This window comes from Gemmobacter sp. LW-1 (assembly GCF_001303875.1).
Taxonomy (GTDB): Bacteria; Pseudomonadota; Alphaproteobacteria; order Rhodobacterales; family Rhodobacteraceae; genus Gemmobacter; species Gemmobacter caeni.
Genome location: NZ_LJSC01000048.1, coordinates 80,997 through 103,162, shown reverse-complemented (window position 1 = coordinate 103,162; position 22,166 = coordinate 80,997). Strand labels below are relative to the sequence as shown.

The following is a 22,166-nucleotide window of genomic DNA, read 5'->3' as shown; positions in this document are numbered from 1 at the left end:
GCCGGGAATAGGCTTTGATCCATGGATCTCCGAATGGGGGAACCCACCTGACATTCTGTTATTGTTAGCTTCGCTATCAATAATGGGGTGAGCCAGGTACTTTAACCCTGAATACATAGGGGTTTTAGAGCGAACCCGGGGAACTGAAACATCTAAGTACCCGGAGGAAAGGAAATCAACAGAGACTCCGTTAGTAGTGGCGAGCGAACGCGGACCAGCCGAGCCTGGAAGAGTGACTGGAACTGTCTGGAAAGGCAGGCCATAGCGGGTGACAGCCCCGTACAGGAAGCTCCACGGGACATATTAAGTAGGGCGGGACACGTGAAATCCTGTCTGAAGATCGGGGGACCACCCCCGAAGGCTAAGTACTCCTTGCTGACCGATAGCGAACCAGTACCGTGAGGGAAAGGTGAAAAGCACCCCGACGAGGGGAGTGAAACAGTACCTGAAACCGGACGCTTACAAGCAGTCGGAGGGGCATAAGCCCTGACGGCGTACCTTTTGTATAATGGGTCAACGACTTGGTCTAACGAGCAAGCTTAAGCCGATAGGTGTAGGCGCAGCGAAAGCGAGTCTTAAAAGGGCGCATGAGTTCGTTGGATCAGACCCGAAACCAGGTGATCTAGCCATGAGCAGGATGAAGGTACGGTAACACGTACTGGAGGTCCGAACCAACACCCGTTGAAAAGGGTCTGGATGACTTGTGGCTAGGGGTGAAAGGCCAATCAAACCTGGAGATAGCTGGTTCTCCGCGAAAGCTATTTAGGTAGCGCCTCGGACGAATACCTCGGGGGGTAGAGCACTGCATGGGTGATGGGGTCCCACAGACTTACTGAGCCTAAGCAAACTCCGAATACCCGAGAGTACTATCCGGGAGACACACGGCGGGTGCTAACGTCCGTCGTGAAGAGGGAAACAACCCTGACCTGCAGCTAAGGCCCCTAATTCGTGGCTAAGTGGGAAAGCATGTGGGACGTCCAAAACAACCAGGAGGTTGGCTTAGAAGCAGCCATCCTTTAAAGATAGCGTAACAGCTCACTGGTCTAGTCAAGATGTCCTGCGGCGAAGATGTAACGGGGCTCAAGCCACGAGCCGAAGCTCAGGATGCGTAGCAATACGCGTGGTAGCGGAGCGTTCTGTGATATAGCTCAATGCCTCTTGTGTGCCCTTCGGGGTGCCATGGAGGCAAGGAGCTTTCTGTGAAGCCGGGCCGTAAGGCATCCGGTGGAGAGATCAGAAGCGAGAATGTTGACATGAGTAGCGACAAACAGGGTGAGAGACCCTGTCGCCGAAAGTCCAAGGGTTCCTGCTTAAAGCTAATCTGAGCAGGGTAAGCCGGCCCCTAAGGCGAGGCCGAAAGGCGTAGTCGATGGGAACCACGTTAATATTCGTGGGCCAGGAGGATGTGACGGATCGCAGGTGTAGTTCGGTCTTATCGGATTGACCGGGCTGCTGAGCGGTTCCTGGAAATAGCCCTCCATCAGACCGTACCCCAAACCGACACAGGTGGACTGGTAGAGAATACCAAGGCGCTTGAGAGAACCACATCAAAGGAACTCGGCAAAATGCTCCCGTAAGTTCGCGAGAAGGGAGCCCCTCTTGTGCGCAAGCATGGGAGGGGGGCACAAACCAGGGGGTGGCGACTGTTTACTTAAAACACAGGGCTGTGCGAAGCCGTAAGGCGACGTATACAGTCTGACGCCTGCCCGGTGCTGGAAGGTTAAAAGGAGGGGTGCAAGCTCTGAATTGAAGCCCCAGTAAACGGCGGCCGTAACTATAACGGTCCTAAGGTAGCGAAATTCCTTGTCGGGTAAGTTCCGACCTGCACGAATGGCGTAACGATCTCCCCGCTGTCTCTGATGTGGACTCAGCGAAATTGAACTGTGTGTCAAGATGCACACTTCCCGCGGTTAGACGGAAAGACCCCATGAACCTTTACTCCAGCTTTGCACTGGCATCAGGATTGTGATGTGCAGGATAGGTGGTAGGCATCGAAGCAGAGACGCCAGTTTCTGTGGAGCCTCCCTTGAGATACCACCCTTCGCACTCTTGATGTCTAACCGCGGCCCGTCATCCGGGTCCGGGACCATGCATGGTGGGGAGTTTGACTGGGGCGGTCGCCTCCCAAATCGTAACGGAGGCGCGCGAAGGTTGGCTCAGAGCGGTCGGAAATCGCTCGTTGAGTGCAATGGCAGAAGCCAGCCTGACTGCAAGACTGACAAGTCGAGCAGAGACGAAAGTCGGCCATAGTGATCCGGTGGTCCCAAGTGGGAGGGCCATCGCTCAACGGATAAAAGGTACTCTGGGGATAACAGGCTGATGATGCCCAAGAGTCCATATCGACGGCATCGTTTGGCACCTCGATGTCGGCTCATCTCATCCTGGGGCTGGAGCAGGTCCCAAGGGTATGGCTGTTCGCCATTTAAAGAGGTACGTGAGCTGGGTTTAGAACGTCGTGAGACAGTTCGGTCCCTATCTGCCGTGGGTGTAGGAGACTTGAGAAGAGTTGCCCCTAGTACGAGAGGACCGGGGTGAACGTTCCACTGGTGGACCAGTTGTCGTGCCAACGGCAGTGCTGGGTAGCTATGAACGGACAGGATAACCGCTGAAGGCATCTAAGCGGGAAGCCCCCTTCAAAACAAGGTCTCCCTTGAGAGCCGTGGAAGACCACCACGTCGATAGGCCGGAGGTGTAAGTGCAGCAATGCATTCAGCTGACCGGTACTAATTGCTCGATAGGCTTGATTTGATCCAGTAACAGCAAGACTGGTCAAAAGCTCAAAACCTGAACAAGCGCTACTGCGCCTGATGTTCCTCATAAACGGGTCTTTCCTCGGTTTGGTGGTCATAGCGCTGGCTAAACACCCGATCCCATCCCGAACTCGGCCGTTAAGGGCCAACACGCCAATGGTACTGCGTCTCAAGACGTGGGAGAGTAGGTCACCGCCAAACCTAGAAAAGACCCCATCAACGATACAAAAAACACCCGGACGCGGGGTGGAGCAGCCCGGTAGCTCGTCAGGCTCATAACCTGAAGGCCGCAGGTTCAAATCCTGCCCCCGCAACCAAAACTAATTCTCCAACAAGATCAAAAGCTTGCAAATCAGCCTCCGCTGAGTGCAAACTGTTTGATCCCAAACGCCCCGCTTCCCGCGGGGCTTTTTGCGTTTGGGCCGATGCGTTTGAGACCTCATGCACCGGCAGTCCGCAGGCCAGACGCAACAGGCTCGCCAAGGCCCCGTGAAGGTGGATCGAAAGGCCCGGTTTGCCATTGCCATTATCTTCGGCGGGGATGGGCACCAGCTCGACCTTCTCGATCAGTGCTCGCAGCGCCTCCTTCGCCTCGTCCATCCGCTCGGCGTCGAAGAGGCCCGCGATCAACTGGCCGATCCGGGTGCGGTAGGTCTTCGCCATGCCGGGATGGATACGGATCGGGTCCGGGGCAGGGGAGGCCGAGAGCTGGCGCTCCAGATCCTTGCGGCGCGCGTCCAACTCGATCATCCGGTCCTTCACCTGGTCTGCCGGCACCCCGGCCAGGATGGCATCGACCAGCTTTTTGTGCTCGGTGCTGACGCGGGCGAGTTCCTTCTCAAGATCGGCGCGGCCAGCGCTGCGGGCGGCCTGCAGTCGGTTGCGCTCGGCGGCATATTCCTCGCAGAAGATGCGCACCGCCTCTTTGTCCATCAGGTGATGTTCCAGCGCGTGAAGCACCCGGGTCTCGAGGTCGGCCTGTTTGATCACGGCCATGTTGTCACAAGCCGCCGCGCCCTTCTTGCGGGCGGTGGAGCAGCCGAAGCCATCTTTTGACACCTTCGAGAACCCGCCGCCGCAGCCGCCGCAAGCCATCAGGCCGGAGAACGGGAACTTCGGGCGCCGCCGGTCCCAAATCGGCACATCCGTGCTCTTGGTCTTCATCGCACCCTGGCGCGCCTTCACCTGATCACAGAGGGCATCATCAATGATCCGCAGATGGGGCACTGGGACGGAGAGGACGCAATCCTCGGGGTTCAGCCGTGAGTTCCTATAGCCGGTATCCGGATCCTTGCTGAAGTGCAGGCGGTTCCAGACGAGGCGGCCAGCGTAGAGCGCGTTGTTCAGGATGCCCGCGCCGCGGTCGCGGTTGCCCAGGATGGTCGAGGTGCCCCAGAAGCCGCCGCGCGGGCCAGGGATGCGTTCAAGGTTCAGCGCCTCCGCAATCTTGCCCGCCGACATGCCCTGCGCATAGTCGCGGAAGATCCGGCGCACCACTTCGGCCTCAACGCGGTTGATCGCGCGGTCACCGTGTTCGGCTTTGCCCCGCACCTCCACCCCGGGCAGCACGTCATAGCCATAGGCATTGCCCCCGGCCAGCTTGCCTTTCTTCACCCGGCCCTTCTGGCCGCGATGGGTCTTGATGGCGATGTCGCGCAGCAGGATCTGGTTCATCGTCCCCTTCATGCTGATCAGCACATCGGTGACTTCACCTTCGGTCAGGGTATGGATCTTGATGCCCTGATGGACCATCCGTTCATGGAACTTCGCGATATCGGCGAGTTTGCGCGACAGGCGATCCATCGCCTCGGCCAAGACGAGGTCGAACTTGCCCAGCTTCGCGTCGCGCTGAAGCGCCTCGATCCCGGGGCGGAACATGCTGGCACCTGAGGTCGCGCGGTCATGGTAGGTGCCGTTGATGTGCCAGCCTTCGCGCGCCGCCAGTTCCCGGCAGGAGTCGATCTGGTGTTCGATCGAGGCATCACGCTGTTTGTCCGTTGAGAACCGGGCGTAGATCGCAACGCGCAAAGGGGGCTTGGTCATGGCAGGTCTCCCGGAAGGGGGGCAGTCGAGGATGGGCTATCAGGCGCGGGGCCCGGCGCGGGTGGAATCATCCACATCGTCGGCCCGCGCGGCCTCTCGCGCAAGCGCGCGGATCAGGTGCAGGAACAGGGCGCGATCTTGTGCCATGGCGGGTGACCCATCCTGGGCGGGCTTTGCCTTGCCTTTGCCGCGTGGCTGCGGAGCGGGACCGGACACGCCAGCGGTCGCAGGAACCGCTTCCAGCCCCTCCGCCCCGCGCGCATGTGTTCTCCGTTCCCGTGCCATAGGCCGAGTGCTCCCGCCCTCCGGAAGCGTCGTGGCCACCGTGGGTCATATCGATCTGAACGTTTGCCGGAACGATCCCAGCGTGCTGACAGTTAATATAAGGCATGGGCGGCGCTCCGGATTCGGAAAAGGAAGGTAAAATGGGCTCAGGATCTGTTATTATGTGGACAACCCAAAAATATGCGAAAATCTATATGTCGTATTCGCTGCGCTGATCGCTGGTCGCGTGAATCATGGGACCTGATTCAGGAATTGGAGAAAAATAGAAGACGAAAGTATGAGAATAAATATTACCGCCGAAAATATTGAAGAAGGAAAATATCTCCCTGTCTTGGAAAAGAAATAATAGAAAAATCAATTCCAGATCTTCACCTGGCGAGGCGGTCAAGGGATAAGCGCAAAAGAATATGAATAGAGAACAAACCCTCTCACCGCAAAACAAGCGGAAAACGATGCGATCAGGTGACTCAGAAAATCCCCCGAAAATCGAAGGGATATTCTTTGCCCCTATTGACGCGGTGGAAGTTCGGCCCATACCCGGCACCAGCGCCACCATGGATCTGCATAGAGGTATCCGTCCGGCGGCGATGAAATCGGCAGGTCATCCTCGAGATCGAGGATCAGATTGAGGCCATGCGCTGCGATGTGCCGATCAAGCGCTGCGCGAACTTCCGGCACCGTGATGTCGTCCATACGCACGATCCGCAGTCCATCGGGCGCTGTCGTTACCGGCAGGCCGCCGATGTGATCAAGGTGGGGTGCTGTCATGTGTCGGGTCAGGTCCGCCTCATAAGCCGCGTAATTGTCCAGCAGCCGCTGCTGCCCCAGATTACAGGCTGTCGCGATGGCCGGGATGTCGTCCGCGTCGCCCGTGAACAAAACCCAGCCGATATCAACCACTGACATTCAGCCGGACGGCATGATGCCCACGACGGGAAAGGCTTCATCGATCAGAAGGGCGACCGGGACCTGTGCCTCGGCCCGAGCCAGATCGTCGGTTGCGCGCGTGGCATCGCCCTGCGCCGTGGCCAGCAGGGTTGTGGCGGCCTCTCCGCTCGCCCTGGCGTTTGCGAGGTCGGTGCTGGCCGCAGCGTGATCTGCCCCGGCGCGGATCATATCGGCCAGAGCCGAGGACAGCGCAGCGAGATCCCCGGCGCGGCGGGCGGGATGGGCTGTCTCAACCGCGCTGATGGCTGTGGCAAGTTCAGCCGATTGCCGGGCCAGATCGGCCTCGGTGGTCCGGTCGGTCTGGTCCTGCGCGGTCAGCGTTGCCAGTTCTTGCGCCAGCCTGGCCAGCTTTTCCGTGTGCTTGGCGGCTTCGCCTTCTGATGCGGTCAGTGCCTCTCTGGCCGTGGCATGATCCGCGATCTGGGCGCGGACCTGCCCCCAAATGTCGGCCAGACCCACATCAGCCGAAAGGCTGGCGAGTGCCGTTTCCGTTTCGGTCAGGGTTGTGCGGTGATTGGCTTCTTCGGTCTGCAGGGTGGTGAGCGCGACGTGCAGGGCACTTGCCTCCTGCGCTGCACGGGTTGCCTGACCTTCTGCAGCCGCAACCTCTGTTGCCGCAGACAGGATCTGCTGATCCAGCGCCGCCGCCTGATCCCGGATCGGGCCGAAGGCTTTGAACTCCGCTTCCCGGGCGGTGAACTCGGCCTCGGCCCGATCCGATTGTTGTCGGGCCGTTGCCGTTTTTGTCGTTGCCTCGGCTGCCAGCGACCGGGCGCCCACAAGGGCGATGTTCGCCGCTGCAAGCCGGGTTTCAGAGGTCTGGACGGCCAGCCATGGAGCCCGCAGGGGGGCGGCGCGGTCGATGCGCATCAGGTGCCCGCGCTCGGGCGCGGCAGAGGTGTGATCGGCGATGGCCTGTTCCTCTGCGGCCTCGGCCAGCGTGAGTTGCCGCAGGGCGGCAGTGTGGCGGGTGTGCAGGTCAAGCTGCGCCTGCAAGGCCTTGGCTGCGGTGATGCCGCTCTCATGGGCTTCGGTCAGGTCCACGTTCTCCGCTTCCATCGCGGTGCGGTCCTCGTCCGAGAGCAGCCGGTAGCCCGCCCGCTGCTGGATCAGCGCGTCATGGGCCTGCCGGGCCGCGTCATGCCCTTCATAGATGCGGATCGAGACATCGCGGTAAAGCCCGGTGCCCGTGACCTTTTCCAGGAGGCCGGCGCGGTCGTTGGTATCGGCGCGCAGAAAGGCGTCGAAATCACCCTGCGCCAGAAGGACCGTGCGGTGGAACTCCTCATAGGAGAAGCCGCTCAGTGTCACGATCATCTCGTTCACGGCTGAGAGCTGGTTGGCAAGCGGCTGGCCGTCAGCCGCGCGGGACAAAGAGCGGGAGACGTTCTGCAAACGGCCATCTGCCTTGTCGCGTGCGCGCCGCGCCTGCCAGCGGGCGATGTAGTCCTGCCCATCACGGGCGGTAAAGCGGACCTCGGCCCAACCCTGTGCCGCACCGCGACGCAGTATGGCGCGGGAATCGCGGGCCTTGATTGCGTCGCCGGACGGGTCGGGGACTTCATCTGTTGCCGCACCGCCTGCAAGGCGCGGCGCATCGCCGTAAAGCGCCAGGCACATCGCATCGAGAATCGAGGATTTGCCCGCCCCTGTCTCGCCCGTGATGGCAAAAAGGCCCGCGCCCGCCAGCGGTTCCGTGGTGAAATCCACAGAAAAGGGCTGGGCAAGGCTCGCGATATTCTGGCCGGAGATGGAAAGGATGCGCATTTTGGGGAGCTCCGGGATCAGATTTCGGACAGGGCGTCGCGGAAGGCGGCCAGATGGGCGCTGCCCGGATCCTGCCCATGTGCTTGCCGGAAGGCGGTGATGAACAGGTCTTCGGGCGTGGTCTCGGAAAGGTCGGGCGGCGGTGCGTCCGGGATTGCGGCAATCTCTGGCCGGATGATCGAGAGCCCCGCGAGGCGTAGCGGCAAAGCCTCAATCAACGCCTCGGCCTCGGCGAGGATCTGCGTCACCGGGCGGTCGGCAAGGAGCGACAGGTAAACGAAGGGTTGCGCATTGCGCGGCGTATCGGGCGAGAGGTTCAGTGCCGCCATTGCGGCCGCGACTTCTGCCAGCGGGGCCGTGCCGCGCGGAGGCAGGCGGTGCATGGCGACAGGACGCGGCATTGGAATGTGGCGTGGCGCGAAGCCCTCATCCAGATCTAGAAGCGTGACGCCGTGGTCATAGGCGATCTCGGCGGCGGAAAGCGGGAAGGGAGAGCCGGAATAGCGCACCCGTCCGCCGTCAAGCGATTGCGGGCGGTGCAAATGGCCGAGTGCGACATAGGACACCGGACCTTGCGTCGCGCAGGATCGTCGGAGTGGCCCAACTGCCCTGATATAGAACGGGCAGCGGGATCGGCGGGCCATCCATCGGAGGGCGGAAATTTGCCCGAGTGGCATCACGATAGATTTGCGGAAAGGACTCTGGGGCAAGCGCCCCGTCCAAGATGAACAGGTAATACAAACTGCCCCGCCAGCTAAACGGAGTCTCGACCACCAGGATACGCCGACCGTCCTGCGCTTCGCGTTGCCAGTGGAAGATCATACGCAACCGCTCGTCCCCTTCCATCCTTTCGAAGACTTCAGGATCGGCCCAAATTCCATCGCCACCGCTGATATCGCGATCCTTGCGGCGCAGAACCAGCGCAGCCAATCCTGCATCCGGCTCCGGTACGGGCCAAGTGAGCACAGGACTTGTCGAAAGAAAGGCTGCGGATGCCATGTCCAATGCCGCCTCGCATTCGGAGCGGGTGTCACCACCTATAAGAACCGGCCCAATGGCGGAAGAGGATTCCTCGGAATGCGCGGCAGAAGCGAAGGCCAGAAAGCCGAAAGCTAGCCTTTTCAGCATCTCCATGCCCTCTCGGGATCTGATCGAACCCTAAGTTCTCGTACGGCACATTGGCAACCCCGGTCAAGTAAGGGCGAATGGCCGCTGAGGGCTTGAAGCTGCCGTTGGCTGCAATCGTCACGAGTGCCCGCTTTGGACCGACCGGATCGATACGGCGGTGCGGTCATTCGGGCATCAGTTAAATTGGGGCAAGCTAGCTTTGAGGGGCGATATCCGTACCGTCACATCGGCGATAAACAACACCTGCTGCATATCCCTTGCGATCTGGGGAAACTCGTGGCGCGGCACGGGTGGGAAGCCCTCTCCATCACCGATCATCATTATGGATGCCCGGATGCCCTCGTGGAACACGAACACGAAACAAGTGACGCTAAGTCCTGCACTTCTACCCTTGTCTGGGCAGCTTATCGCGTGATCCGGCTCGGGATCGAGATTTGGGTTCAGTGTGGGTTCATACACGAAGATGCGGTTGGAGTGCTCGACCTTAACACTCTCTTGGTGCCTATATTCTCTGTATATGGTGCCACCGAACATCCTTGTGCCGACGGCCACATAACTCCTCAGCATAGAAGGTAGCCATTCACCGCCTGGCAGCAAATCCGACAAGGTTAGGGTCGGCCACGCGTGTCGGTTCAGAGTCTTCGGTATCAGCGCGGGATTGAGTGTCAGCCGAATGATGCGCGGAGCTTCGGAGGAGCTATGCGGGCTGGTGCAGGATCGAAATATGCGCGCCCCTACCCGCACAAGGCCGCCATCGGGCACCAAGTCTGGATCTCCCCATTCCGGCACCCGCCAGTTTGCAACCGATGGGCACCACGGCTGATCGGCTCGAAGCAGTTCTTCGGCATAGGCTGTATGTGTAGACAGGGCGATGAGCACGGAGCTGAGCAAGTATCTCATCAATTACCTTCAGCAGCGAATGAACGCTTTGTCCCGCATTACAGTCTTTTGGCAAACAAAAATGCTGCACAATGTGTCGAAAGGCTGCTTCGGAGAAGCCGCCCCGCAGCGATGACCAACCCCTTGAAGGTGAGGGTCCAAATCACCCTCCCACCTGCGCCTCGAAGGCCTCGCGGACGATATCGAGGATGTTGGAGCGGTCGGTGTCGGAGAGGCCGAGGAAAGGCCGGGCCGGGATGTCGCCCCAGGGCAGGTGGTGGAAATAGTCGCGGGAGGCGGGGCCGCCGTCTTTCTGCTTCGTCCGGCCCATGCGGGCGCCGAACTGGCCCTGTTTCGCGCCGAACTGCATGACCGCAGCCTGCAGGGCATTTGATCCGACCGAGACGAAGTCGGGGCCGGACCGGAAGTTGATGCCCCGTCGCATGTCCCCCTCCAGCCAGAGCGGATAGGGGCCGGGTTTCCCGCCCTTCTTCTCATAGGCTTTCAGGGTCGAGGCCGCGCGCGGGGCGAAGGGCGATCCGTCCGGGCTCTGGCCGATCAGCATCCGGTCCTGCGTGGATTGCACCAGCGCATCGCCGATCTGGCGCATCACCTGACTGAGATCGGACAGCAGCGCCTGTAGCCCGGCCAGCGCCCGCTCGACCTCCGCATCCTTTATTTCAATCGTGAACATGACTATATTTGCCTTTCTGAGGTCGTGTGCCCGACCGGTAAGGGGGGTTTGCCGTCATTCGGCCGATCGATGTTGGTTCGACCCCAACCCGACCTCAGAGCCGCCCCTCCACAAGGATGACACCCCGCGCGACATCACTGCGCAGATGGTCGATATCAACCAGGCGGCCGGTCGGCATGCCGGATTTGGCCGGGATATCGGCAAAGACGAAGCGGAAGGCAGGCAGCGGCACCTCGCGCCCGCTGTCATCCAGCATCAGCGGCCGCGCCAGATCGTGACGGGCAAACCGGATGATCCGGGGATCGCGCCAGGCCAGCTCCTTCGGCAGATACTGCCCCTCGGAATGATCCCAGATGATCGCCGTGGCGGAATAGCCCTTCGACAGGCAGTCGAGGATATGGAACAGTTCCTGCTGCAGTTCGTCGCGCTTGACCCAGTCGCGGACCATATCCGCCAGCTTGCCGTCATGGGCATCGTCCGAGGCCGCCTCGACCGTGATGTCGAGTTGCGAGACCGACCGCTTCCGGGTGCCGATCACACCCAGATAATGCGGGTCGCGTTCCTCGATCACCTCGGCCAGTTCCATATAGCGCACCGGATCGCCGTGATCCGCCGCGCGCAGGATCTGCGCCAGCCGCAGCGGGTTCAGCCCGTCGCCCGGATAGGAGGTCAGCGGCGAGCGCGCGCCCGACAGGCTCGGCGCCCCGACATCGCGGGTCAGGCTGGCGCGATCCACCTCATAGCCCCAGCGGTCGGTCAGGATCAGATTGCGGGCCATGGTCAGATACTCCCGCGAAGCCGGGCGCCGAGCGGCCCGCGCCACCAGCCCTCCTCTTCGCTCCCGAACATTGCGGGGCCGCCGTTGTGGCCGACCCTCTGGTCATGGACCGGCACATAGCCGTATTCGACCCAGCGCATGCGGCTGGCAAAATATGCCAGCGCCAGCGCGATGGCATAATCGCCGTGGCGCTTCCTGCCCTTCTCGCCCTCGCGGACGGGGGGCACGCGGGGGATGCCCCGGATCAGTTTCACCATGCGCAGGTCGGAGACATGCTCGCTGTCGGCGATCAGCGCGATGTGATCATCCTCGAAGGCCGCCTTCAGCGGCGGCATCTGCAGCCGGTATCGGCAGCTACGCGTGGCGGCCAGTTGAGCCAAGCGTTGCGTTCCCGACGAGCCAGATCGAAGACCATCGCCGTCGCCCGGGCGCGATCGACGACCTCGCCCTTCATCTTCTGCAACCGCAGCGCCAAGGGCGAGCGTGGCCATCGGAAGGTCTCAACGAGCAGGGAAAAGGAAGGCGAACGCGACGCCGCCAGGCAGAGGTCAGCGGTTCCTCGATCACGCCCAGACGTTCATAGGCGTGGAGGAAGGTGACGGGGCTGGTGAGTATCCCGACATGCTTGGTGATAGCGCGCGGCATCATCCGGAAGAGGATCAGTGCACCGGGAGGCGCATCGGCTGCTGCGATCTCCGGCATCATCGCCCGCGCCCCGTCGGCCTGCACCTCGCGCGGGCAGATCTCGCCCCAATCGCGGCTGTAAGGCGGGATCGGGAACGGCTCCCGCCCGACGACCTCGCGCCAGACGCCGCGAGCGAGGCCAAGGCAATCGCAGCCCACCCCGCGCAGGCTGGCCTGCAGACGCCAGCGAGGGCGCGGATCACGCTCTGGCCACCTGTTTGGCCCGGTATTTTCGCCGCGACAGCGATCACCGCCCCGGAGCCGCCCAGACACGTCGCCACAGCCTCATAGCCTCGGCAAGAGCCTTATTTTATTGAGGAAAGACGGATGGCTACGGTAACGACACCTAGCGACGGATAGGGCAACGCACTCTCTTAAAAAACCCCATGTTTTTGTCGCGTTACACATGTGCCAGGTTGCGGAACAGCGTTTCGTTCAAGAGCTCGTCCCGCATCCTGCCGTTGAAGCTTTCCACAAACCCATTCTGCATCGGCTTCAGATGCGCGACAGGCTCGCGCTTCACGGCGGGCGTCACCATTTTTTTTGGAGAAGCTCGCGCATCGCCGCCATGTTGGGCATCTGCTCGGCCAGGAGCTTCTTCAACTTGGCATTCTCATCCTCCAGCGCCTTCAGCCGCGCCGCCATTGTCGCTCGGACCAATGGCGCAATAATGGCGGCCCTCCGACACCGTCATCCAGGAATATTTCGCCTTCCACACTGAGACACGTGCCTTCCGACATCCCGCGCTTGCGGCAGAGATCAGCGCACTTCGCGCCTGCCTCATGCTCCTGAAGGATGCCAATGATCTGCTCTTCCGTCAGTCGTGCCTTCTTCATCATCCGTCCTCTCAAGAGGCCGGACTCTAATCGCAGATGGAAGAAAAATCCCCTGGCAGGTCAACCTGCCGCAAGAGCGTTTCGCCCGTCCGAGGTGTCCGCCGGGCAATGGCCGCCCCGACGGCCCGCACCGCTTCGCGCCTCCGGCACGGTGCCGCAGGAATTTGATTGCAGGTTGGAGTAAATTCCTGTTTTCATACTGTTCTGGGATGTTTTTTTCCAAACATTAGTTTTTTTGGTTGTCTTGATATGCATGTTCCGATGCCCGCAGCCTGGGGAAAAGCCGATCGTGCCGCGGGATCGTATCATCACCTCGCGCACCACTCCGCCGATGTCGCAGCTGTTTTTTCGGCACTTCTCCGCCAGCCGCATCGACGCGAGCGCGCGGAGCGCGCCCTGGCGCGCGCGATCAGGGACGAGGAGATCGCTTGCCTTTCAGCACTCGCCTTTCTGCATGACATCGGCAAGCTTGCGCCGGGTTTTCAGGCCAAGGCCTGGCCCGATGGCCATGGCCTGCGGCTGAGGGGGCATCTGGAATGCGGCTGGCTCTGGCTGATGCAGACAGAGGCCGGGTCTCTGGATGGCGTGATCTCCACGCTGGCCGGCTGGCCGGGGGTGCAAGACTGGTTTGCCGCGATCCTGGCGCATCATGGCAGGCCGGTTCCTGAACCCGGCTCCGGGCAGGCTGCGGCTGCATTTCCCATGCTTGCGGATTATGACTGGCGGGGCGAGGAGGCGGTCATGGGCAGGGCCCTGCGGGCATGGTTCCCGGAGATCGCGGTCGCCCGGCCCCCGCCACCAGAACCGGCATTCCTGCATTTCATCTGCGGGCTTCTGACTCTGGCCGACTGGGTCGGATCGGATCGCCGGGCCTTTCCTTTCGTTGCGCAGTTCCAGCCAGATTACTGGGCAACCGCACAGACGCGGGCCGCGCGACATCTCTCTGAAATCGGGCTCGCCGACAAGCTGACGCTGAAGGCGGCCGTCGGCTGGCCGCTGATCTCCGATCATCCTGCGCCAAGGCCCGCACAGCAGGCGCTGGGGGATATTCCACAGGATGAACGGCTCATTCTGCTGGAGTCGGAAACCGGATCGGGCAAGACGGAGGCCGCGCTGTGGCGCTTTGCTGCGCTGGTTGCGGCCGGCGAGGTGGAGGCGCTTTATTTCGCCGTGCCGACCCGGGCTGCCGCCCGGCAATTGCACGGCCGTGTGAACGCCGCGTTGAAACGCATGTTCGATCCGGCCCCCGAGGCGGTGCTGGCCATTCCTGGGCAAGTCATGGCGGGCGAGGCGAAGGGCACGCGCCTGCCGGATTTTACAATGCTCTGGGAGGATGAGCGGGAGAACCCGGCGCGATGGGCGGCGGAACATTCCGCCCGCTATCTGGCCGCGCAGGTGGCGGTTGGCACGGTCGATCAGGTGGCGCTTGGCGGGTTGCAGGTGAAATATGCGCATCTGCGCGGCACCGCCCTGTCGCGCGCGTTGCTGGTGATCGACGAGGTGCATGCGTCAGACCCCTACATGACCGCAGTGCAGCTTAACCTTGTGCGCAGCCATCTTGGGCTGGGCGGGCATGTGCTGCTGATGTCGGCTACTCTGGGTGCAGCGGCACGGCGGCGGTGGCGTGGCGAAGCCCCCGCCAGCCTTGCCCGTGACACGGCGCTTGCCTATCCGGCGGCCTGGACCTCGGCAGGGCTGCATCCGGTGGCGCCCGACCCCAATGGCGCCAAGACGGTCGAAGTGCGGGCGCAGGCGGGCTGGTCTGGCGCGGCTGCAGGAGATCTGGCGGTGCGGGCGGCGCGACAGGGCGCGCGGGTGCTGGTCATTCGTAATACGGTGGCGCGGGCGCAGGAAACCTTTGCCGCCTGCCATGCGCAGGCCGCCGATCTGCTCCTGGCCGTGAATGGCATCCCAACCCTGCATCACAGCCGTTTCGCCGCCGAGGATCGTGCGTTGCTCGATCATGCGGTCGAACAGGCGATCGGCAAGGACAGCGTGCTGGGGGGGCGGATCGTTGTCGGAACCCAGACGCTGGAACAGTCTCTGGATCTCTGTGCCGACCTGTTGATCACCGATCTTTGCCCGATGGATGTTCTGCTGCAGCGCCTCGGGCGGTTGCACCGCCACAAGCGGCCCCGGCCTGCGGGGTATCAGACCGCGCGGGCGGTGGTGCTGTGCCCGGAAGGCGGACTTGATCCGCTGACGCGGGCGGCCGACAATGGGCTGGGCGCATTCGAGGGCGGGCCAAGCCTTGCGGGGGTCTATGTCGATGTGCCCGGGCTGGCCGCGACGCTCGACCAGATCGAGACACACCCGGTCTGGCAGATCCCCGCGATGAACCGCCAGCTGGTCGAGGCCGCAACCCACCCCGATGCCCTTTCGTCGCTGGCCGAGGCGCGGGGCTGGCAGGCCTATTATCAGCGTGTGACTGGCAAGGCCCTTGCAGAAATGCAGACAGCGGGGCTTTTGCTGCTGAACCGCAGCAAGCCGCTGGAATGCTTTCCCGATGACGAAAATATCCGCACCCGGCTGGGCGAAGAGGGCGTGGTGCTGCGACTACCCCCCGGCACTCTGGGTGCCTTCGGCGCGCCGATCACCCGCCTGGCCCTGCCGGCCCATTGGTCACGCGGGCTGACCGGGCACGAGGAAGTCTGCGTCGAAGAAGGCCCGCCGGTGCGGGTGACTGTTTCTGACAGGGTGATGACCTACGGTTCCGAAGGGTTGAGGCAAGGAGCGACGGATGACCCATGATCTGCTGCACGAACCGCTGATCCAGACCGACCGGGGATGGCACAGCCTGCCCGGTCTGCTGGCCTCCATGGCGCGCGGCGAGGTGCAGGGCTTTCCCGCGCTGCGCCCGCATCAGCGCCCGGCCTGGCACATGTTTCTCGTGCAGCTCGCGGTTCTGGCGCTGGATAAGGCCGGGCAGCACGAGCTGCCGCTGGCCGAGGAGGGCTGGTGTGCCGCCCTGCGCGGGCTGACCGCCGCTTTCCCGGGCGATGCGCCCTGGCACCTGGTGGGCGCCGATCGCAACCTGCCCGCCTTTCTGCAACCTGCCGATCCAGGCGGGTTGAAATGGTCGCCCGTGGCGACCCCCGATGCGCTCGACATGCTGATCACCTCGCGCAACCATGACATCAAGCGCGAGATCGCCCGACAGGCCGCACCGCAGGACTGGATCTTTGCGCTGGTCAGCCTGCAGACGATGGAAGGATTTGGCGGCGCCGGAAACTATGGCATCGCCCGGATGAACGGCGGGTCATCCTCGCGGGTGATGCTGGGGCTGGCCCCGGCGCGGGTGGGTTCGGCGCAGGTCGATCCCTCGGCCTGGTGGGCGCGCGATGTGGCCCGCCTGCTGGCGACGCGGCAGGGGCCGGAGGGCAAGGCCCTTCTGTGGCCCGAACCCTGGCCCGAGGGGCGGGAGCTGGAACTGGCAGCGCTTGATCCGCTGTTCATCGAAATCTGCCGTCGGGTGCGGCTGGTCGTGCAGGATGGCCGTATCCTCGCGGAACGCAGTACCTCAAAGGGGCCCCGCGTTGCCGGCAAGGAGGCCAAGGGCAATACCGGCGACCCTTGGGCGCCTCTGCATGTTGCGGAAGGAAAAAGCTTCACCCTGGGCGAACAGGACTGGACGCACGAGCTGTTGGTGCGCCTGCTGTTCAAGAAGGACAACCGCGAATGGCATGCGCCCCCGCTGGCGCGCAGCCATGCCGAAGAAGCCCGGGAACCGATGCTTCTGGTGGCCGAGGCATTTTCACGCGGCAACTCCAAGACCGACGGCTTCAAATCCCGCGTCGTGCCGGTGCCGAAGGCGATGGTTGCACATATCTTCGGCGAAAAGCCGGCTTTGGTGGCGGCGGAGATCCTGGAAGATATCGCCGCAGTCGATCTGGCGTTGCGCAATGGTCTTGCGACCGTGGCCGCCGGGGGCGACAGAGAGAAGCTGGGCAAGCCGCATTACGCCCGCAGCCTTCCCGCGCGGGCGGCGCTGCGACGCAAGGCGGATGCCTTGTTCTTTCCCGAACTCTGGCTGCGGTTGGCGATTAAGGCTGATGCCGATTTCGCGCCGCTGCGGCTTGCGTTCCTGGAGCGGCTGGCCGCCGAGGCCCGCGCCGAATTTCACGCGGCGCTGCCGGGTATTCCCTGCGCCAGCCTGATGCGCCCGCGGGCCGAGGTTCGGGGCGCTCAGGCGCTGGCGCGGGGGCTGTATGTCGCCATGCGGGTTTACAGACAGGAGAAGGCCGATGCATGACGACACCGATGACAGGGCAAGCCGGGCGCTGGCGATCGCAGCCGCGATCGCCGCAGCCGATGCCGGGGAAAAGGCCGATGCGCGGCGCATGGGGCCTGCGGGTTCGCCGCTGTTCTGGCGGCAGGTCGCGCGGCTGGGCATCCCGCGCTGGCAAGAGGCTGGCTGGCTGCGCTTCACCCGGCTGGTGGCTCTGATGACGCCCGCCAGCCGGGAAAGCTCGGTCCATGATGACAAGCGGCCGCTGGGGGCGGTTCTGCACGACGCGGGTTTCAGCGAGCAGCGGCTGGCGCGGCTGATCGCGGCTCGCGGGGCCGCTCGCGACGATGCGCTGGAACGGGCCATCCGCATGATCGCCCGCAAGACCACCGGCCTGAACACCGTCGATCTGGCCCGCGCCGTGTTCTGGCCTGACGATGGCAGCCATCTGGCCCGTGCCTATTACAAGCAATCTGACAAATCGCAGACCGAGGACATCCAAAATGACTGAACCGCGCTTCCTTCAGATCCATTTTCTGGCACCCTATACGGCGGCGCTGCTGAACCGGGATGACTCCGGTCTGGCAAAGCGGTTGCCCTATGGCGGGCATCTGCGCACCCGCGTCAGTTCGCAATGCCTGAAGCGGCACTGGCGTTTGGCCGATGACCCCCACAGCCTGCACCGCATCGCGGGGGCTGATGATGCGTTCCGGTCGCGCGAAACGGTGGATCGCAAGGTTTTCGCCGATTGGGCGGCAGATGTTGACGCGGCGGTCGTGAAACCGATCAGGGACGCGATGCTGACAGCGGTTTACGGTGACAAGGGCACCGACAAGAAATCCCGCCAGACCCTGCTGCTGGGCGAGGTGGAGGTGGCCTATCTGACCGCCGAGGCCAGGCGGCTGGTGGCCGAGGCCGGTGGTGACGCCAAGGCGGCGGCAGCGCTGGCAAAGGAATGGAACAAGACCCACAAGGCCAATCTCCGGGCGATGAGTGAAGGCGCAAAACTGCCCGGCGGTCTGACGGGTGCTTTGTTCGGGCGGATGGTCACCTCTGACCCCAAAGCCAATATCGACGCACCGGTGCATGTCGCCCATGCCTTCACCGTGCACGCCGAAGAGGCAGAGGGCGATTACTTCATCGCCGCCGACGATCTGGCGCGGGACGAGGATACCGGCGCCGATACCATTCAGGAAACCGAGCTGACCTCGGGCCTGTTCTATGGCTATGTCGTGGTCGATCTGCCCGGCCTGCTGTCGAACCTGGGTGGCGATGCGCGGCTGGCGGGTGATGTTCTGCACAACCTGCTTTATCTGATCGCCGAAGTCTCGCCGGGGGCCAAGCTGGGGTCCACCGCCCCCTATTCCCGCGCGTCCCTCCTGTTGGTGGAGGCGGGCGACCGCCAGCCCCGGTCGCTGGCCGAGGCGTTCCGCAGCCCCTGCCCCGCGGAAACCGGGCAGGCGGTTGCGGCGCTGTCGGACCATCTGGCGGCACTGGACGCCGCCTATGCCACCGGCGAGGTTCGGCGCGTGATGTCGCTGGCCAATGCCGAGGTTCCCGGCGCGGCCCCTGGCACGCTGGCCGATCTGGCCGGCTTCGCCAGGGAACTGCCCGCGCAGCTGGCCGGACCCGCGGCATGACCCTGCGCTGGCTGCATCTGCGCCTGACCGCGCCGCTGATGGCCTTTGGCGACGTGTCCATCGACCATGTCGGGCCGACCCGTGACTTTCCATCAGCCTCGGCGCTGACCGGGCTGTTTGCCAATGCGCTTGGCTGGCGCCGTGAAGATGGTGCCGCGCATCAGGCCCTCCAGGATCGGCTGATCTTTGGTGCGCTGATCGCTCGGGAAGGCAGGGTCCTGACGGACAACCAGAATGCCAGGCTGGGCGGAAATGATCGTGGCTGGACGACATGGGGCCGCCCGGATGAACGGGCGGGCGCCACATATGACAGCCCGCACCGCCGCCGCCGCGATTATCTGGCCGATCACGACTGCCGGGTAGTGCTGCGGCTGCTGCCGGGCGATGGTCCCGATCTGGACAGGCTTGCCGCGGTGCTGGAGCGCCCGGCCCGCCCGCTGTTCATCGGGCGCAAGCCCTGCCTGCCCACGGCCCCCCTGTTTGCAGGCTGGATCGATGCAGATAATGTGCAAGCGGCGTTGCTGGCGCTTGCCACGCCAGGGCGTGCGCTCTGGCCGATGACGGGGGATGATCCCGGTTTCGATCTGCCGGATCTGCGCAACTGGGTGACTGGCCTGCACGGCGGCGGCCGCAGGGTCTGTGAAAGGATGATCCCATGACCCTGCATCTGGTGGAACTTCCGCTCTCGCTCAGGGCGCTGCATGTATGGGCTGGCGCGCGCAGGTTGGGCGGTGGCTTTGATGAAGGGGTTGCCCTGCATCACCTGTTGGGCGAAACCTTCGGGCCGGCCATGCTGCAACCCTTTCGCCTGATGGTGGCCCCAGGGGCAGAGAGCGGCAACCTTTATGCCTATGCCGCCGAGGATGCCGCAACCCTTCGTCGGAAGGCGCAGCTCAGCCTGATCCCCGATCTGGCGGCCGTGGTCGAGCTGGGCCGGTTGCGGTCTATCCCCCGGCCAGTCACCACATGGGCGGCAGGCCAGCGCATCGGATTTGATCTGCGCATCCGCCCGGTCGTGCGCCTTGCCTCTGCACTCGCAGGCCGGGACGAAACGGGCGCAGAGGTGGGCTTCCGCAAGGGCGCAGAGGTCGATGCCTTTCTGGCCGCTGTCCTGCGTGGCGCCACCACCACTCGGGAAGATGCCTATCGCGACTGGCTGCAAGTCCGGCTGGGCCCGGCCGCCGATCTGGAAATCGCGACCACCCGGATGGTCAGTTTTCAGCGATCTCGCATCCAGCGGGACGGCAAGCGGCTCGAAGGGCCCGATGCGGTGTTTCACGGGACTGTGACGATTGCCGACCCCGCCGCCTTTGCCGCGCTGCTGGCAAGGGGCGTGGGGCGCCATCGCAGCTATGGCTACGGCATGCTTCTGCTGCGCCCGGCGCAAAGGGCGACCTGATGCTGAAAGGGCGGCTCGGACTTGACAGTGCCAAGGTGCCCCATGCCGACCGGGCCGGGTGCCTTTATCTTGCGCGCGGTGCGCTGACTGCCCGGGACGGCACCCTCGCCTTTCTGCAGGGCGAGGTAACGGCGGCGGATGCGCTTGATCCGGGGGATTATGCCATCCCGCTGCAAGGGGTTTCGATCATCCTGCTGGGGCCCGGATCGACAGTCAGCCATGATGCACTGCGCCTGCTGGCCCATGCCCGCACCGCGCTTGCCGCCGTCGGGGAAGATGGCGTCCGGCTTTACACCGCGCCGCCGCTGATCCCGGATCGTTCGGGCCTCGCCCGCCTGCAGGCCCGGATCTGGGCCGATGATGACCTGCGCGTGATGACGGCCCGGCGCATGTATGCCCTGCGTCTGTCAGAGGTTTTTCCCCATGCCGATCTTAATGTCCTGCGCGGGATCGAGGGCGCGCGCATGAAGGAAACCTATGCCCTGCAGGCACAGCGGATCGGGATCAGGTGGCAAGGCCGGCGCTATGACCGGGGCGCCCCGATGGCTGCCGACCTGGCAAACCAGGCGCTGAACCACGCCGCCAGTGCCGTCGAAGCCGCTGCGGCGATCGCTGTCTGCGCCACGGCTACCATCCCGCAACTCGGCTTCATCCATGAAGACCCGGGCCAGAGCTTTGTTCTGGATATCGCGGATCTCTACCGTGACAGCCTGACCATTCCCTGCGCCTTCAAGGCGGCTAAGCTGGTTGAGGAGCGCCCTTCCGAGAACATCGAGCGGGTGACGCGCCGGATGACAGGCGCCGCGCTCTCCCGGCAGGGCGTGATTCCCGAGATGATCGAACGGATCAAGGCCCTGATCGAAGGGCGGGACCCCTGATGCCGCTGACCATGATCGTCACCCGCGATGTCGAGATGCGTTACCGCGGCTTCCTCACCTCGGTGATGCTGGAAATCGCCCCGGGCGTCTATGTCGCCCCCGAGATGTCGGCCGCTGTGCGCACCCGGGTCTGGTCGGTCATGCAGGACTGGTGGACCGACCTCGGCCGCGGCTCGCTGACGCTGGTATGGCGTGACACGAAAGCGGTAGGCAGCCTGCGTATGGAAACCCTGGGCGAGCCCGCCAAGACCATTGTGGATGCGGATGGCATCTTGCTCGTAAAACGAAAGTAATATCACGCCAACTCGCCTTCATGCTCTTTGACATTCGTGGAAATACAGAGATATAGCTCAAAGAGGCTCCCCCGCATACGCGGGGATAGACCCACACCTTGGCGCGCCCGACTCGAAGCTGCGATGGCTCCCCCGCATACGCGGGGATAGACCCCACTCAGCCCCCAATGGAGGCTTTTTGCTCAAGGCTCCCCCGCATACGCGGGGATAGACCCCTGACACCACGCACCACCACCGGCATGTAGCGGGCTCCCCCGCATACGCGGGGATAGACCCCGTTATGGCATGGCACGGCAACCGCAAAGTGCGGCTCCCCCGCATACGCGGGGATAGACCCGGGTTGGATGACGGGGCGCGGGCGGGCATCGGGGCTCCCCCGCATACGCGGGGATAGACCCTCGCCACCCTGCGCGCCGGTCAGGATGCGCTGGGCTCCCCCGCATACGCGGGGATAGACCCTTCCTGAATGCCCCAGCGTTCCATCACCCATTGGCTCCCCCGCATACGCGGGGATAGACCCGGACCGCAGGAGCAACAGAAGCCTGAGCCTGAGGCTCCCCCGCATACGCGGGGATAGACCCCTCTTCCAACACCGTCCCTACCGGCGCAGAAAGGCTCCCCCGCATACGCGGGGATAGACCCCCATGTGCGCCGGGTATCGGCAGAGACGAGCGGGCTCCCCCGCATACGCGGGGATAGACCCTCGGGCAGGTCCGGCACCTTCATTCCGGCATCGGCTCCCCCGCATACGCGGGGATAGACCCGTGCCGAAACAGGATGTATCCGGCGTGATCATGGCTCCCCCGCATACGCGGGGATAGACCCAAGGTTGGACGGGCCGCCGCAATCGCCTCAGTGGCTCCCCCGCATACGCGGGGATAGACCCAGGTGAAGGCTATGCAGGCGCGCGGTGACTTCGGCTCCCCCGCATACGCG

Annotated in this window: 18 protein-coding genes, 1 tRNA gene, 2 rRNA genes, 2 pseudogenes and 1 CRISPR repeat array (2 of these 24 cut by a window edge); of the genes and pseudogenes, 11 read left to right on the top strand and 12 right to left on the bottom strand. The window is 63.5% G+C overall.

Annotated features, from left to right (window positions below; all coding sequences use genetic code 11):
- The 3 genes from AO684_RS13965 to AO684_RS13955 all read left to right on the top strand — a co-directional run.
- Nucleotides 1–2,748, top strand: a 23S ribosomal RNA gene (locus tag AO684_RS13965) (it extends 85 nt beyond the left edge of the window).
- An 88-nt stretch (nt 2,749–2,836) separates the two neighbouring features.
- Nucleotides 2,837–2,951: ribosomal RNA gene (rrf, locus tag AO684_RS13960) — 5S ribosomal RNA — on the top strand.
- Between the two features lie 39 nt (nt 2,952–2,990).
- Nucleotides 2,991–3,067 (top strand) — tRNA-Met (locus AO684_RS13955).
- On the opposite strand, the gene AO684_RS22610 is transcribed toward AO684_RS13955, so the two are convergent.
- The 12 genes and pseudogenes from AO684_RS22610 to AO684_RS13905 form a co-directional block, all read right to left on the bottom strand.
- Nucleotides 3,024–4,793 carry a recombinase family protein gene (locus AO684_RS22610; protein ID WP_082401009.1) on the bottom strand — a complete coding sequence of 590 codons (1,770 nt, stop codon included), beginning with the start codon at nt 4,791–4,793 and terminating at the stop codon, nt 3,024–3,026. The two genes, AO684_RS13955 and AO684_RS22610, sit on opposite strands and share 44 nt — an antisense overlap.
- A 792-nt stretch (nt 4,794–5,585) precedes the next feature.
- A complete protein-coding gene (locus tag AO684_RS13940; protein WP_152968433.1) occupies nt 5,586–5,978 on the bottom strand; it encodes a hypothetical protein in 393 nt (130 codons plus the stop codon).
- Nucleotides 5,979–5,984: 6 nt separating this feature from the next.
- Nucleotides 5,985–7,793, bottom strand: a complete 1,809-nt coding sequence (locus AO684_RS13935; protein WP_054303353.1) for an AAA family ATPase — start codon at nt 7,791–7,793, stop codon at nt 5,985–5,987.
- Nucleotides 7,794–7,810: 17 nt separating this feature from the next.
- On the bottom strand, nt 7,811–8,359 hold the full coding sequence (locus tag AO684_RS13930; RefSeq protein WP_200907820.1) for an exonuclease SbcCD subunit D C-terminal domain-containing protein: 549 nt from the start codon (nt 8,357–8,359) through the stop codon (nt 7,811–7,813).
- On the bottom strand, nt 8,313–8,927 hold the full coding sequence (locus tag AO684_RS21625) for a hypothetical protein (protein ID WP_152968432.1): 615 nt from the start codon (nt 8,925–8,927) through the stop codon (nt 8,313–8,315). The genes AO684_RS13930 and AO684_RS21625 overlap by 47 nt, the downstream gene beginning before the upstream one ends.
- Before the next feature lie 168 nt (nt 8,928–9,095).
- The gene (locus AO684_RS21620) at nt 9,096–9,821 is read right to left on the bottom strand and encodes a hypothetical protein (protein ID WP_152968431.1); all 726 of its coding nucleotides are present in this window, start codon (nt 9,819–9,821) and stop codon (nt 9,096–9,098) included.
- A 142-nt stretch (nt 9,822–9,963) separates the two neighbouring features.
- Nucleotides 9,964–10,494 carry a phage virion morphogenesis protein gene (locus AO684_RS13920; protein WP_054303351.1) on the bottom strand — a complete coding sequence of 177 codons (531 nt, stop codon included), beginning with the start codon at nt 10,492–10,494 and terminating at the stop codon, nt 9,964–9,966.
- A 94-nt stretch (nt 10,495–10,588) separates the two neighbouring features.
- A complete protein-coding gene (locus AO684_RS13915; protein WP_082401005.1) occupies nt 10,589–11,272 on the bottom strand; it encodes a DUF935 family protein in 684 nt (227 codons plus the stop codon).
- Nucleotides 11,273–11,274: 2 nt separating this feature from the next.
- Nucleotides 11,275–11,607: a hypothetical protein gene (locus AO684_RS13910; RefSeq protein ID WP_054303350.1), complete on the bottom strand. Its 333-nt coding sequence runs from the start codon at nt 11,605–11,607 to the stop codon at nt 11,275–11,277.
- A gap of 115 nt (nt 11,608–11,722) precedes the next feature.
- Entirely contained in the window at nt 11,723–12,136 is a 414-nt protein-coding gene (locus AO684_RS21355; RefSeq protein ID WP_152968434.1) for an NlpC/P60 family protein, read from the bottom strand.
- A gap of 232 nt (nt 12,137–12,368) precedes the next feature.
- Nucleotides 12,369–12,461 (bottom strand): annotated as a pseudogene (locus AO684_RS22605) (integrase core domain-containing protein); the annotation flags it as partial.
- Nucleotides 12,450–12,792: pseudogene (locus tag AO684_RS13905) on the bottom strand (transposase); the annotation flags it as partial. The pseudogenes AO684_RS13905 and AO684_RS22605, both read right to left, overlap by 12 nt.
- Nucleotides 12,793–13,053: 261 nt before the next feature.
- On the opposite strand from AO684_RS13905, the gene cas3 reads away from it, so the two are divergent.
- From cas3 to cas2e, 8 genes are read left to right on the top strand one after another with little or no spacing between them, the layout of a single operon-like run.
- Nucleotides 13,054–15,543 (top strand): CRISPR-associated helicase Cas3', encoded by a 2,490-nt coding sequence (gene cas3, locus AO684_RS13900; RefSeq protein ID WP_161806018.1) that lies wholly within the window; start codon nt 13,054–13,056, stop codon nt 15,541–15,543.
- Nucleotides 15,533–17,044 (top strand): hypothetical protein, encoded by a 1,512-nt coding sequence (locus tag AO684_RS13895; RefSeq protein WP_054303348.1) that lies wholly within the window; start codon nt 15,533–15,535, stop codon nt 17,042–17,044. The genes cas3 and AO684_RS13895 overlap by 11 nt, the downstream gene beginning before the upstream one ends.
- The gene (locus AO684_RS13890) at nt 17,037–17,531 is read left to right on the top strand and encodes a type I-E CRISPR-associated protein Cse2/CasB (RefSeq protein ID WP_054303347.1); all 495 of its coding nucleotides are present in this window, start codon (nt 17,037–17,039) and stop codon (nt 17,529–17,531) included. The genes AO684_RS13895 and AO684_RS13890 overlap by 8 nt, the downstream gene beginning before the upstream one ends.
- Nucleotides 17,524–18,660 carry a type I-E CRISPR-associated protein Cas7/Cse4/CasC gene (cas7e, locus tag AO684_RS13885; protein ID WP_054303346.1) on the top strand — a complete coding sequence of 379 codons (1,137 nt, stop codon included), beginning with the start codon at nt 17,524–17,526 and terminating at the stop codon, nt 18,658–18,660. The genes AO684_RS13890 and cas7e overlap by 8 nt, the downstream gene beginning before the upstream one ends.
- Entirely contained in the window at nt 18,657–19,319 is a 663-nt protein-coding gene (gene cas5e / locus AO684_RS13880) for a type I-E CRISPR-associated protein Cas5/CasD (protein ID WP_054303345.1), read from the top strand. Before cas7e ends, cas5e begins: the two co-directional genes overlap by 4 nt.
- A complete protein-coding gene (locus AO684_RS13875) occupies nt 19,316–20,059 on the top strand; it encodes a type I-E CRISPR-associated protein Cas6/Cse3/CasE (protein WP_054303344.1) in 744 nt (247 codons plus the stop codon). Before cas5e ends, AO684_RS13875 begins: the two co-directional genes overlap by 4 nt.
- Nucleotides 20,059–20,937, top strand: a complete 879-nt coding sequence (gene cas1e, locus AO684_RS13870; protein ID WP_054303343.1) for a type I-E CRISPR-associated endonuclease Cas1e — start codon at nt 20,059–20,061, stop codon at nt 20,935–20,937. The genes AO684_RS13875 and cas1e overlap by 1 nt, the downstream gene beginning before the upstream one ends.
- Nucleotides 20,937–21,230 carry a type I-E CRISPR-associated endoribonuclease Cas2e gene (gene cas2e, locus AO684_RS13865; protein ID WP_054303342.1) on the top strand — a complete coding sequence of 98 codons (294 nt, stop codon included), beginning with the start codon at nt 20,937–20,939 and terminating at the stop codon, nt 21,228–21,230. The genes cas1e and cas2e overlap by 1 nt, the downstream gene beginning before the upstream one ends.
- Before the next feature lie 64 nt (nt 21,231–21,294).
- A CRISPR array of direct repeats spans nt 21,295–22,166; the repeat unit is 29 nt; unit sequence GGCTCCCCCGCATACGCGGGGATAGACCC; it runs 316 nt beyond the window's last position.

Bases quoted from the DNA above. Each gene is read 5' to 3' on its own strand.
- AO684_RS22610 (WP_082401009.1), bottom strand. From the start codon at position 4,793: ATGACCAAGCCCCCTTTGCGCGTTGCGATCTACGCCCGGTTCTCAACG.
- AO684_RS13875 (WP_054303344.1), top strand. From the start codon at position 19,316: ATGACCCTGCATCTGGTGGAACTTCCGCTCTCGCTCAGGGCGCTGCAT.
- AO684_RS13920 (WP_054303351.1), bottom strand. From the start codon at position 10,494: ATGTTCACGATTGAAATAAAGGATGCGGAGGTCGAGCGGGCGCTGGCC.
- AO684_RS21625 (WP_152968432.1), bottom strand. From the start codon at position 8,927: ATGGAGATGCTGAAAAGGCTAGCTTTCGGCTTTCTGGCCTTCGCTTCT.
- cas2e (WP_054303342.1), top strand. From the start codon at position 20,937: ATGCCGCTGACCATGATCGTCACCCGCGATGTCGAGATGCGTTACCGC.
- cas7e (WP_054303346.1), top strand. From the start codon at position 17,524: ATGACTGAACCGCGCTTCCTTCAGATCCATTTTCTGGCACCCTATACG.
- cas5e (WP_054303345.1), top strand. From the start codon at position 18,657: ATGACCCTGCGCTGGCTGCATCTGCGCCTGACCGCGCCGCTGATGGCC.
- AO684_RS13890 (WP_054303347.1), top strand. From the start codon at position 17,037: ATGCATGACGACACCGATGACAGGGCAAGCCGGGCGCTGGCGATCGCA.
- cas3 (WP_161806018.1), top strand. From the start codon at position 13,054: ATGCCCGCAGCCTGGGGAAAAGCCGATCGTGCCGCGGGATCGTATCAT.
- AO684_RS13915 (WP_082401005.1), bottom strand. From the start codon at position 11,272: ATGGCCCGCAATCTGATCCTGACCGACCGCTGGGGCTATGAGGTGGAT.
- AO684_RS13910 (WP_054303350.1), bottom strand. From the start codon at position 11,607: ATGCCGCCGCTGAAGGCGGCCTTCGAGGATGATCACATCGCGCTGATC.
- AO684_RS21620 (WP_152968431.1), bottom strand. From the start codon at position 9,821: ATGAGATACTTGCTCAGCTCCGTGCTCATCGCCCTGTCTACACATACA.
- AO684_RS13935 (WP_054303353.1), bottom strand. From the start codon at position 7,793: ATGCGCATCCTTTCCATCTCCGGCCAGAATATCGCGAGCCTTGCCCAG.
- AO684_RS13895 (WP_054303348.1), top strand. From the start codon at position 15,533: ATGACCCATGATCTGCTGCACGAACCGCTGATCCAGACCGACCGGGGA.
- cas1e (WP_054303343.1), top strand. From the start codon at position 20,059: ATGCTGAAAGGGCGGCTCGGACTTGACAGTGCCAAGGTGCCCCATGCC.